This is a genomic window from Salmonella sp. 741265055_HSA, from assembly GCF_046569525.1.
Lineage (GTDB): Bacteria > Pseudomonadota > Gammaproteobacteria > Enterobacterales > Enterobacteriaceae > Salmonella > Salmonella enterica.
On the sequence record NZ_JBKFSQ010000036.1, the window covers coordinates 13,490 to 25,270 of the forward strand.

Sequence of the window (11,781 nt, forward strand, 5' to 3'; positions counted from 1 at the left end):
ATATTGGGGGCTTACGCCTGCCCATCATGTTTATGTTGCTGTTGCGCGTGTTCTGTTTTGAACTCCGCCAGCAACCTTGCTTGCTCTTCAGTCAGAGCCAGGTTTTCCAGAAGTTCAGGTCTTCTAAGCCAGGTCCGGCCCAGCGACTGTTTCAAACGCCAGCGACGTATCTCAGCGTGGTTCCCCGACAGTAACACCGCCGGTACTTCCATCTGCTCTAACACTTCAGGTCGGGTATAGTGCGGGCAGTCCAACAACCCATCAGCAAACGAATCTTCGATTGCTGAAGCCTCATGACCCAGTACACCCGGAATAAACCGGGAAACGGAGTCGATCAGCGTCATTGCCGGTAACTCACCACCGCTGAGAACGTAATCGCCAATTGACCATTCTTCGTCAATTTCGGTCTGAATTACGCGCTCATCTACGCCTTCGTAGCGACCACACACCAGAATAAGCTTCTGATTCGTGGCCAGCTCGCTAACGCCCGCTTGATCAAGCTTGCGTCCCTGAGGCGACAGATAAATCACTTTAGCGCCTTCACCTGCCGCGGCTTTTGCTGCGTGAATGGCGTCCCGCAAGGGTTGCACCATCATTAACATCCCCGGTCCGCCGCCGTAAGGACGATCGTCCACGGTACGGTGCCGGTCATGAGTAAAGTCTCGAGGACTCCAGCTCTGGATGTTCAGCAGGCCATTTTTTACTGCCCGGCCAGTTACCCCGTAATCGGTAATTGCGCGGAACATTTCAGGAAACAGGCTAACTATGCCAATAAACACAAGCCAATCCCCATAACGCCATTTATTACCGTTTATTCGGTGGTTTAAAAACCAGGATCCCAATCTACTTCGATAGTACGAGTAGCGAGATCGACTTTCTTGATAACCTGCCCATCGAGGAACGGTACTAGTCGTTCCTTGATACCAAACGCATCTTTCAGGTTTGCCTTGATGACGATGACGTCATTCGACCCGGTTTCCATCATATCGACGACTTTACCGAGATCGTAGCCTTCAGTAGTCACTACCTGGCAGCCCATAAGGTCTTTCCAGTAGTAGGAACCATCTTCCAGCGCTGGCAACTGCGAGGAATCCACGACAATTTCGCAATTCGTCAGAAGATTCGCGGCATCTCGATCGTCAACGCCTTTCAGCTTGATGATCAGATCCTGATTGTGGTGCTTCCAGCTTTCCAGCTGTACCTGCTGCCACTGACCCGCCTTCTGGATAAACCAGGGCTGATAGTCAAAAATGCTTTCGGCGTCTTCAGTGGAGGAAAACACTCTGAGCCAACCACGGATACCGTATGAAGAACCCATTTTCCCCAGTACAACCGGTTCAGCGGGTACTTGTGCGGCGAGTTGCTTGCTCATCATGACCACCGTGACAGATTAAGCTGCTTTTTTTACTTCTTTGATCAGCGCCGCAACGCGATCGGAAATGGTTGCGCCCTGGCCAACCCAGTGAGCGATGCGATCCAGATCCAGGCGGGTGCCTTCTTCTTTTTCGCTAGCGATTGGGTTGAAGAAACCAACGCGCTCAATGAAGCGACCGTTGCGTGCATTACGGCTGTCGGTGACAACAACCTGGTAGAACGGACGCTTTTTAGCGCCGTGACGAGCTAAACGAATAGTTACCATAACATCCTCTTGTGTGAATAAAACAACCGGGCCCCATCGAGGAACGGAGCCCGGGTGTCATATTAAAAGCCCGAAAATTTTACTGATTTCTGGGAGAATTGCAATCAACAGTTAATAACTCTGCTGTAGAAGGCCGTCGGCGGCGCAGCGAGTTCGGTGCCGGCGTGCGCGCAGCCACCGCAGCGTACACGCAGTACGTGAGGATGGCGAGCACACCCCGGTGCCGAAATAGCAAGTGAGCCAGGCCGGGAAATTAGCGGCCAGGGAAGCCTGGCGGCATCATCCCCTTCATACTCCGCATCATCTTCGCCATCCCGCCCTTCTTCATCTTCTTCATCATGCGCTGCATGTCGTCGAACTGTTTCAGAAGGCGGTTAACGTCCTGCACCTGCATCCCACAGCCTTGTGCGATACGGCGTTTACGGGAACCTTTGATGATTTCCGGCTTCGCGCGCTCTTTCAGCGTCATCGAATTGATGATCGCTTCCATACGCACCAGCACTTTGTCATCCATCTGCGATTTAACGTTGTCCGGAATCTGCCCCATGCCCGGTAATTTGCCCATCAGACTGGCCATGCCGCCCATGTTTTTCATCTGTTTGAGCTGTTCCAGGAAGTCGTTCAGGTCGAAACCGTCGCCTTTCTTCAGTTTGGTCGCCAGCTTCTCAGCCTGTGCGCGGTCAACTTTGCTTTCGATATCTTCGATAAGAGACAGTACGTCGCCCATACCGAGAATACGCGAGGCGATACGATCCGGATGGAACGGCTCCAGCGCGTCAGTTTTCTCGCCGACACCGAGGAATTTAATCGGCTTGCCGGTGATATGACGAATAGAGAGCGCCGCACCGCCACGCGCATCACCATCAACTTTGGTCAGCACCACGCCGGTTAACGGCAGCGCTTCGTTAAAGGCTTTTGCGGTATTCGCGGCATCCTGACCGGTCATCGCATCGACGACAAACAGCGTTTCTACTGGCTTGATAGAAGCGTGGACCTGTTTGATTTCGTCCATCATCGCTTCGTCAACGTGCAGACGACCGGCGGTATCCACCAGCAGCACGTCGTAGAATTTGAGCTTCGCTTCTTTCAGCGCGGCGTTGACGATATCAACCGGTTTCTGGCCGACATCAGACGGGAAGAAATCCACGCCAACCTGCTCAGCCAGCGTTTCGAGCTGTTTGATCGCCGCCGGGCGATAGACGTCGGCAGAGACGACCAGCACTTTCTTCTTGTGCTTCTCGCGCAAGAATTTACCCAGCTTACCGACGCTGGTGGTTTTACCCGCCCCCTGCAGACCCGCCATCAATACTACGGCTGGCGGCTGCGCAGCTAAATTCAGCGTCTGGTTCTCTTCGCCCATCGCCGCAACCAGTTCGCTACGGACAATCTTGACGAACTCCTGCCCTGGGGTCAGGCTCTTGTTAACTTCATGACCAACCGCTTTCTCTTTTACGCGATTGATGAACTCACGCACTACCGGCAGCGCAACGTCAGCCTCCAGCAGCGCCATGCGCACTTCGCGCAGCGTCTCTTTAACGTTGTCTTCAGTAAGGCGCCCACGGCCACTGATATTGCGCAGCGTGCGCGACAAACGATCGGTTAAATTATCAAACATTGTCTCTCGCCTGGGGTGGAAACGGTTGGTCGCCGCAGCGACACAGTTACAGAATTTCGCCACAGTATACCATGAAGCCGTCTTTGTTGTTATGCAACGGTTGGAGCTGCGGTCACGTAACGCTATACTGCTTCTCTTTCTCACTGGTCAACTGTCGACACAACTATGCCCGTTTTTGCTTTACTTGCCCTTGTCGCCTACTCCTTCAGCCTCGCGCTGATCGTTCCCGGACTGTTGCAAAAAAACAGCGGCTGGCGGCGTATGGCTATTCTTTCTGCGGTCATCGCGCTGGTGTGCCATGCTGTCGCGCTGGAATCGCGTATTCTGCCCGGCGGCGACAGTGGACAAAACCTGAGCCTGCTGAATGTCGGTTCGCTGGTCAGCCTGATGATCTGCACGGTGATGACCATTGTCGCGTCGCGTAATCGCGGCTGGCTACTTCTGCCCATTGTCTATGCTTTTGCGCTGATTAACCTGGCCTTCGCCACGTTTATGCCTAATGAATATATTACGCATCTGGAAGCGACCCCAGGCATGATGGTGCACATCGGTCTGTCGCTTTTCTCTTACGCGACGCTGATAATCGCCGCTCTGTATGCGCTACAACTGGCGTGGATCGACTATCAGTTGAAGAACAAAAAGCTGGCGTTTAGTAATGAAATGCCGCCATTGATGAGCATTGAGCGCAAAATGTTTCATATTACGCAGATTGGCGTCGTACTGCTGACCCTTACTCTGTGTACCGGCCTGTTTTACATGCATAACTTGTTCAGTACTGAAAATATTGATAAAGCCGTGCTCTCTATCGTGGCATGGTTTGTCTATATCGTTCTGCTGTGGGGGCATTACCATGAAGGCTGGCGGGGTCGCCGGGTCGTGTGGTTTAACGTCGCAGGCGCGGGTATTCTGACGCTGGCCTATTTTGGTAGCCGCATATTACAGCAATTTGTAAGCTAAGCTTTTAAAGGAGTTTCCCCTGGAACACATCTCCACCACCACGCTGATTATCATATTAATCATCATGGTGGTCATCTCGGCCTATTTTTCCGGTTCCGAAACTGGAATGATGACGCTAAACCGTTACCGTTTACGCCATATGGCGAAGCAAGGTAATCGCTCGGCAAAACGGGTAGAAAAATTACTGCGTAAACCTGACCGACTGATAAGCCTGGTGCTGATCGGCAATAACCTGGTCAACATTCTTGCCTCGGCGCTTGGCACGATTGTGGGTATGCGGCTTTACGGCGACGCCGGCGTAGCTATCGCCACCGGGGTACTGACGTTTGTCGTGCTGGTTTTTGCCGAAGTCCTGCCCAAAACTATCGCCGCGCTCTATCCGGAAAAAGTGGCCTATCCCAGCAGCTTCCTGCTGGCGCCGTTACAGATACTGATGATGCCGCTGGTGTGGTTACTTAACACCATCACCCGCCTGCTGATGCGTCTGATGGGAATTAAAACGGACATCGTGGTCAGCGGGTCGTTAAGCAAAGAGGAATTACGCACTATCGTGCATGAATCCCGTTCGCAAATCTCTCGCCGCAATCAGGATATGCTGCTGTCGGTTCTCGACCTGGAAAAGGTCAGCGTGGATGACATCATGGTGCCGCGTAATGAAATTATCGGGATCGATATCAATGACGACTGGAAATCTATCGAGCGGCAGCTTACCCACTCCCCGCACGGACGCATCGTGCTCTATCGCGATTCGCTGGATGACGCCATCAGTATGCTGCGCGTGCGTGAAGCCTGGCGGTTAATGGCCGAGAAAAAAGAGTTCACCAAAGAGATGATGCTGCGCGCCGCCGATGAAATCTATTACGTCCCGGAAGGTACGCCGCTCAGTACGCAACTGATTAAATTTCAGCGCAATAAAAAGAAAGTCGGACTGGTCGTCAACGAATATGGCGATATCCAGGGGCTGGTCACCGTGGAAGATATTCTCGAGGAGATCGTTGGCGATTTCACCACATCGATGTCGCCGACACTGGCGGAAGAGGTCACGCCGCAAAACGACGGTTCGGTCATTATTGACGGTACCGCCAACGTCCGGGAAATCAATAAAGCGTTTAACTGGCACCTGCCGGAAGATGACGCGCGCACCGTCAACGGGGTGATTCTGGAGGCGCTGGAGGAAATTCCGGTTGCTGGCACGCGCGTGCGCATTGAGCAGTACGATATCGATATTCTCGATGTACAGGAAAATATGATTAAGCAGGTAAAGGTTGTACCGGTAAAACCGCTGCGCGAGAGTATTCTTGAATAACCCTCCTCCTTTCTTAAAACGGCAGCCAATGGTTTGCCGTTTTCCTTGTTAATTAAGATTTTATTCATTCATCTCCTCTCCGGCATAGTGACACAATAAAAGCTTATTAATGGAAAGGAAAACCATACTATGTACGATGATTACGTTGTTGAATGGGATCTGGCGTTTGCTGAATATTTAAAAAAGCTGGCCAGCATTTTCTTAAAGGAAACGCCAGATTTATGGCCCAATATCGTCTCCCGCCTCGCCAGCGATCCTGCCAGTTTTGAAGACGACGAGGACGATGACTACGGGATGGTGGAAGTGCTTGATTGCAGTGGCGGTGATTTAGACAATCGTGCGTTGTTACAGGCATTCATGCAGGTTCTGCGTACTGAAGGCGTTATTGAAGAAATCGATTATAAGGGGGAGGGTGAAGAAGGTCTGCTCGCCACTTTTGCGGCCAATCGTTATTATGACCTGACAAAAGATTTTGCCAGTACAGATGAACTAAAAACGCGACTACTGGCACTCACCAGATATGATGAAATAAGCAAAGTCTGCAAAAAAGGCGACCGTTACATCGATGAGATATTTGAGCGCATTCAAAGCCAGCTCAACGAACGTGGCTTTCAGATAGCCAGTCTCAATGAAAGCACTGATGCCTATAATATATTTGTTTTACCTATGGATGAGTACGAACAAATAGCTGACTTCGACACTCCATGGCTCGAAGTACAGGATTTTTTAAGCTAAAAAAAAATGGCCGACTTTACATCGGCCATCAGACTTTTACTTCGCCTTCGCTACCGTCACCATCGCCGCGCGAATGGTACGACCGTTCAGCGTATAGCCTTTCTGCATAATACCCAGCACATTGCCTGCCGGAACCTCTTCCGACTCCACCATCGCAATCGCCTGATGCACGTTCGGGTCCAGCGGCACGTTGGTCTCAGCAATCACTTCCACGCCGAACTTACGCACTACATCCAGCATAGACTTCAGCGTCAGCTCAATCCCTTCGACCATTGCCGCCATATCCGGATTGGCTTTGTCTGCGACTTCCAGCGCGCGATCCAAACTATCGATTACCGGCAGCAATTCGTTGACGAACTTCTCGAGGGCGAATTTATGCGCTTTTTCGATATCCTGTTCAGTACGACGGCGCAGGTTTTCCATTTCCGCTTTGATACGCAACACGGTGTCGCGTTCGCGAGTCTGGGCTTCAGCAAGCTGAACTTCCAGATTCGCAATTTTTTCATCGCGCGGATCCACCTGCTCAGCAGAATCGTTTGGTTCAACTGCCTCAACCTCTTCGTGCTGATCCATGATAATTTCTTCCGGGGCTTGCCCCTCAGGCGTTTTCTGTTCTTTACTACTCATGAATTTCTCCGCGTTTTTTTCGCATTCATCTCGCTAACTTCGCTTATTATGGGGATCAGATTCAGGGTTTCAAGGGAAGTACTCACATTGTCATCAATCTTCGCTACAAGGACCTCAGAAAAATGAATAATCATTTCAAGTGTATCGGCATTGTGGGGCATCCGCGTCATCCCACCGCACTCACGACACATGAAATGCTCTACCGTTGGCTATGCGATCAGGGTTATGAGGTCATTGTGGAGCAACAAATCGCCCACGAATTACAGCTAAAAAATGTGCCAACCGGCACGCTGGCGGAAATTGGTCAACAGGCGGATCTGGCGGTAGTCGTGGGCGGCGACGGCAATATGCTTGGCGCAGCGCGTACTCTGGCGCGTTATGACATCAATGTGATTGGTATTAACCGCGGTAATCTTGGCTTCCTGACCGATCTCGATCCGGACAACGCCCTGCAACAATTATCTGATGTGCTGGAAGGGCGCTATATCTCCGAAAAACGTTTTCTGCTGGAAGCGCAGGTCTGCCAACAGGACCGCCAGAAGCGTATCAGCACAGCCATTAATGAAGTGGTGCTGCATCCGGGAAAAGTGGCGCATATGATCGAATTCGAGGTTTATATTGATGAAACATTCGCTTTTTCACAGCGATCTGATGGTCTGATCATTTCTACGCCGACCGGCTCCACCGCCTATTCGCTCTCCGCAGGCGGCCCTATTCTGACCCCTTCACTGGATGCCATCACCCTGGTGCCGATGTTCCCGCATACCTTGTCGGCGCGCCCGTTAGTCATTAACAGCAGTAGCACGATTCGTCTGCGTTTTTCGCATCGCCGTAGCGATCTGGAAATTAGCTGCGACAGCCAGATAGCGCTGCCTATTCAGGAAGGAGAAGATGTGCTGATTCGCCGCTGCGACTACCACCTCAACCTGATACATCCCAAAGACTATAGTTATTTCAATACATTAAGCACAAAACTCGGTTGGTCAAAAAAATTATTCTAATTTTACGTTAGCCTCTTTACTGTATAAAAAACCAGTTTATACTGTATTTAATTACAGTCATGGTTTTTCATACAGGACAACAGCTATGTTGGCGCAACTGACCATCAGCAATTTTGCTATCGTTCGTGAGCTTGAGATCGATTTTCAGAGCGGAATGACCGTCATTACTGGTGAAACCGGCGCGGGTAAATCTATTGCGATTGATGCCCTGGGTCTGTGTCTGGGTGGTCGCGCTGAGGCCGATATGGTCCGTACCGGAGCGACCCGCGCCGATTTGTGTGCCCGCTTTGCGCTGAAAGACACGCCTGCGGCATTGCGCTGGCTGGAAGAAAACCAGCTTGAAGAAGGGCGCGAATGCTTACTTCGCCGCGTTATCAGCAGCGATGGCCGCTCACGGGGCTTTATTAACGGCACCGCTGTGCCCCTGTCTCAATTGCGCGAGCTCGGTCAGTTGCTGATTCAAATTCATGGTCAACATGCGCACCAGCAGCTTACCAAACCCGAACAGCAAAAATCGCTGCTGGATAGTTATGCCAACGAAGCCGCTTTAGCGCAGCAGATGGCTGCCCGCTACCAATTATGGCATCAAAGCTGCCGCGATCTCGCCCATCACCAGCAACAAAGCCAGGAACGCGCCGCGCGCGCGGAACTGCTGCAATATCAGTTAAAAGAGTTGAACGACTTTAATCCGCAGGCCGGCGAATTCGAGCAAATTGACGAAGAGTACAAACGGCTGGCCAATAGCGGGCAGTTGCTTACGACCAGCCAGAACGCTCTGGCGCTACTCGCGGACGGCGAAGACGTTAACCTGCAAAGCCAGTTATATAGCGCAAAACAACTGGTTAGCGAGCTGGTGGGTATGGACAGCAAGCTTTCCGGCATCCTGGATATGCTGGAAGAAGCCACTATCCAACTCACTGAAGCCAGCGATGAATTACGCCACTATTGCGAGCGTCTGGATTTAGACCCCAATCGCCTGTTTGAGCTTGAACAGCGCATCGCTAAACAAATTTCTCTGGCGCGAAAACATCACGTCAGCCCGGAAGCGCTGCCGCAGCTTTATCAGTCACTGCTCGAAGAACAGCAGCAGCTCGACGATCAGGCCGATTCGCTGGAAACGCTAACGCTGGCGGTTAATAAGCATCACCAACAAGCGCTGGAAACGGCGCAAGCGCTGCATCAACAGCGTCAGTTTTACGCCCAGGAGCTGGGGCAGTTGATCACTGAAAGTATGCATTTACTTTCGATGCCGCACGGTCTGTTTACTATCGACGTGAAATTTGATGAGCATCATCTGAGCAACGACGGCGCCGATCGCGTGGAGTTTAAAGTGACGACAAACCCGGGTCAGCCGCTGCAGCCTATCGCTAAAGTCGCGTCTGGCGGTGAACTGTCGCGCATTGCGCTGGCTATTCAGGTGATTACCGCGCGCAAAATGGAAACGCCGGCGCTAATTTTTGACGAGGTCGATGTTGGCATCAGCGGCCCAACCGCCGCCGTGGTCGGTAAACTCCTGCGTCAGCTTGGCGAATCCACTCAGGTGATGTGCGTCACTCACCTGCCACAGGTAGCCGGGTGCGGTCACCAGCACTTCTTTGTCAGTAAAGAAACAGACGGGGCAATGACCGAAACACATATGCAACCTTTGGATAAACGTGCGCGTTTACAGGAACTGGCCCGCCTGTTGGGAGGAAGTGAAGTTACGCGTAATACGCTGGCAAACGCAAAAGAACTGCTGGCGGCGTAAACTTTTTTACCTCCCGAAGGTCTGAGTTCACAACAAAAACGCCGTAAGACCCGACAGCAAAAGGTTTTAAAGTGATGAAAGGTCTATTATCATCGGCATATTAATATGAGCCACGTACTGCTCAGGCCCGAAAAGGAACCCAATCACTATGCGCTGTAAAACGCTGACTGCTGCCGCAGCAGTACTCCTGATGTTGACCGCAGGCTGTTCCACTCTGGAGCGAGTGGTTTACCGACCTGACATCAATCAGGGGAACTATCTTACACCTACGGATGTCGCCAAAGTGCGTGTTGGTATGACGCAACAACAGGTTGCGTATACTTTAGGCACGCCGATGATGTCCGATCCTTTTGGTACGAACACCTGGTTTTATGTCTTCCGTCAGCAGCCAGGACACGAGAACGTGACGCAGCAGACTCTGACACTCACCTTTAACAGCAGCGGCGTGTTAACCAATATTGATAACAAACCGGCGTTGACGAAGTAATTTTGTGATACCGCCTGATGAGGTTACGTTCATCAGGCCTGCAAACCTCTCCCCCGCCATTTGGTACGAATTTGCCTGATGGCGCTACGTTTATCTGGCTTACAGACACGCCTGCGCTTCAGGTCTGGTACCCCTTTCACACCGTTACCCGGCAAAAGAGGCTAATTATCTGCCAGCCGATTTTTCGGCGCGCTGGCGGCGTAATGCCTTTGGATCGGCGATTAAGGGACGGTAAATTTCAACCCGATCGCCATCCTGCACCGTATCGGTGAGTTTTACCGGACGACTATAGATACCTACTTTATTTTTCGCCAGATCGATATCCGTGCGCAATTCCAGCAAGCCGGAAACGCGAATCGCCTCTTCGACCGTCGCGCCCTCCTCCAGCGTTACGCGCTGCAAATACTGCTTTTCCGGCAGCGCATAAGCCACTTCAACCACAAGTTTATCCGGCACGGTAAACCTCTTTGGCGCGAACCGTAAACGCCTGCACCATGTTGGACGCTAACTCTTTGAATATACGACCAAACGCCAGCTCAATGAGTTTATTGGTAAACTCAAAATCAAGCTGAAACTCAATACGGCACGCCTCGGGGCTGAGCGGGGTAAATTTCCAGCCGCCGATCAGCTTTTTAAAGGGGCCATCCACCAGATGCATCAGAATGCTCTGGTTACGCGTTAGCTGATTACGCGTCGTAAACGTCTTGCTGATACCCGCCTTCGACACGTCAACAGCCGCCGTCATCTGTGCTGGCGATGACTCCAGGACGCGGCTACCAACACACCCAGGCAAAAACTGGGGATACGATTGCACGTCATTCACTAACTGATACATCTGTTCCGCACTGTAGGGGACTAAAGCAGTCCGACTAATCTGAGGCATAGCAATTCCCATCAACATAAATCGTGTAAATAATACCACTTATCAGCGAGTAAAAAAAATGCTGTCCCCAACCGTCATGCCTTAATTGTGCGTGCATAGCCCAACTCATGCTAAGATAGATTTTTGCACCTCATCAGGACGTAATGGGGTGTTTTCGATATCAGATTACCTATGAATTCACGACACTTATGACGAAGAAAAAAGCACATAAACCGGGCTCAGCCACCATCGCGCTGAATAAGCGCGCCCGGCACGAATACTTTATCGAAGAAGAGTTCGAGGCTGGTCTCGCCCTGCAAGGCTGGGAAGTAAAATCTCTGCGCGCAGGAAAAGCCAATATCGGCGACAGTTACGTTATCCTCAAAGATGGCGAGGCCTGGCTGTTTGGCGCAAACTTTACGCCGATGGCGGTCGCCTCGACACATGTCGTATGTGACCCAACCCGAACCCGCAAGCTGTTGTTAAACCAGCGTGAGCTTGATTCGCTGTATGGCCGTATTAATCGTGAAGGTTATACTGTCGTCGCGCTTTCTCTGTACTGGAAAAATGCCTGGTGCAAAGTGAAGATCGGCGTGGCGAAAGGTAAAAAACAACATGATAAACGTTCCGATCTTAAAGAACGTGAGTGGCAACTGGATAAAGCACGCATTATGAAAAATGCAGGTCGATAATAGACATTTTTTGTGACCAGCTTCTCAGTATGAAGCTGGTCAATATTCATATCTCATGCATGCCTCGAAAATATATTCTCTGTGTCTGACGCTTATCAATAGCAATAAATACC

The 11,781-nt window shown here is 51.3% G+C and carries 14 protein-coding genes; 7 read left to right on the plus strand and 7 right to left on the minus strand.

The genetic code is table 11. The features are described 5' to 3' along the window. Positions 1-11 precede the first annotated feature (11 nt). From trmD to ffh, 4 genes are all read right to left on the minus strand, one after another. Positions 12-779, minus strand: a complete 768-nt coding sequence (trmD, locus tag ACLD4K_RS17720; protein WP_411012246.1) for a tRNA (guanosine(37)-N1)-methyltransferase TrmD — start codon at positions 777-779, stop codon at positions 12-14. A 44-nt stretch (positions 780-823) separates the two neighbouring features. Beyond that, positions 824-1,372 (minus strand): ribosome maturation factor RimM, encoded by a 549-nt coding sequence (rimM, locus tag ACLD4K_RS17725; RefSeq protein WP_411012252.1) that lies wholly within the window; start codon positions 1,370-1,372, stop codon positions 824-826. A gap of 18 nt (positions 1,373-1,390) precedes the next feature. Continuing rightward, entirely contained in the window at positions 1,391-1,639 is a 249-nt protein-coding gene (rpsP, locus tag ACLD4K_RS17730; RefSeq protein WP_000256453.1) for a 30S ribosomal protein S16, read from the minus strand. 253 nt (positions 1,640-1,892) lie between these two features. Then, the gene (gene ffh / locus ACLD4K_RS17735) at positions 1,893-3,254 is read right to left on the minus strand and encodes a signal recognition particle protein (protein WP_000460052.1); all 1,362 of its coding nucleotides are present in this window, start codon (positions 3,252-3,254) and stop codon (positions 1,893-1,895) included. 165 nt (positions 3,255-3,419) lie between these two features. Between ffh and ACLD4K_RS17740 the strand changes: the two genes are divergently transcribed. The 3 genes from ACLD4K_RS17740 (at position 3,420) to ACLD4K_RS17750 (ending at position 6,252) form a co-directional block, all read left to right on the plus strand. Further along, complete coding sequence (locus ACLD4K_RS17740; RefSeq protein ID WP_001537507.1) at positions 3,420-4,211, plus strand: inner membrane protein YpjD; 792 nt, start codon at positions 3,420-3,422, stop codon at positions 4,209-4,211. A gap of 19 nt (positions 4,212-4,230) precedes the next feature. Then, entirely contained in the window at positions 4,231-5,517 is a 1,287-nt protein-coding gene (locus ACLD4K_RS17745) for an HlyC/CorC family transporter (protein ID WP_127908301.1), read from the plus strand. Between the two features lie 129 nt (positions 5,518-5,646). Beyond that, positions 5,647-6,252, plus strand: a complete 606-nt coding sequence (locus ACLD4K_RS17750; protein WP_411012247.1) for a cytoplasmic protein — start codon at positions 5,647-5,649, stop codon at positions 6,250-6,252. A gap of 36 nt (positions 6,253-6,288) precedes the next feature. On the opposite strand, the gene grpE is transcribed toward ACLD4K_RS17750, so the two are convergent. After that, complete coding sequence (gene grpE, locus ACLD4K_RS17755; RefSeq protein ID WP_001518875.1) at positions 6,289-6,879, minus strand: nucleotide exchange factor GrpE; 591 nt, start codon at positions 6,877-6,879, stop codon at positions 6,289-6,291. A gap of 122 nt (positions 6,880-7,001) precedes the next feature. On the opposite strand from grpE, the gene nadK reads away from it, so the two are divergent. From nadK to bamE, 3 genes are all read left to right on the plus strand, one after another. Then, positions 7,002-7,880 (plus strand): NAD(+) kinase, encoded by an 879-nt coding sequence (gene nadK / locus ACLD4K_RS17760; protein WP_001059155.1) that lies wholly within the window; start codon positions 7,002-7,004, stop codon positions 7,878-7,880. A gap of 85 nt (positions 7,881-7,965) precedes the next feature. Beyond that, positions 7,966-9,627, plus strand: coding sequence for a DNA repair protein RecN (recN, locus tag ACLD4K_RS17765; RefSeq protein ID WP_000880965.1), 1,662 nt, complete (start codon positions 7,966-7,968; stop codon positions 9,625-9,627). A 148-nt stretch (positions 9,628-9,775) separates the two neighbouring features. Then, on the plus strand, positions 9,776-10,114 hold the full coding sequence (gene bamE / locus ACLD4K_RS17770; protein WP_131046461.1) for an outer membrane protein assembly factor BamE: 339 nt from the start codon (positions 9,776-9,778) through the stop codon (positions 10,112-10,114). A gap of 165 nt (positions 10,115-10,279) precedes the next feature. Here bamE and ACLD4K_RS17775 read toward each other — a convergent pair whose 3' ends face one another. Then, positions 10,280-10,570 carry an RnfH family protein gene (locus tag ACLD4K_RS17775; RefSeq protein ID WP_079981851.1) on the minus strand — a complete coding sequence of 97 codons (291 nt, stop codon included), beginning with the start codon at positions 10,568-10,570 and terminating at the stop codon, positions 10,280-10,282. Continuing rightward, complete coding sequence (locus tag ACLD4K_RS17780; protein ID WP_001537508.1) at positions 10,560-10,997, minus strand: type II toxin-antitoxin system RatA family toxin; 438 nt, start codon at positions 10,995-10,997, stop codon at positions 10,560-10,562. The genes ACLD4K_RS17775 and ACLD4K_RS17780 overlap by 11 nt, the downstream gene beginning before the upstream one ends. Positions 10,998-11,185: 188 nt before the next feature. On the opposite strand from ACLD4K_RS17780, the gene smpB reads away from it, so the two are divergent. Beyond that, positions 11,186-11,668, plus strand: a complete 483-nt coding sequence (smpB, locus tag ACLD4K_RS17785) for an SsrA-binding protein SmpB (protein WP_001518569.1) — start codon at positions 11,186-11,188, stop codon at positions 11,666-11,668. The last annotated feature ends 113 nt before the right edge of the window (positions 11,669-11,781 follow it).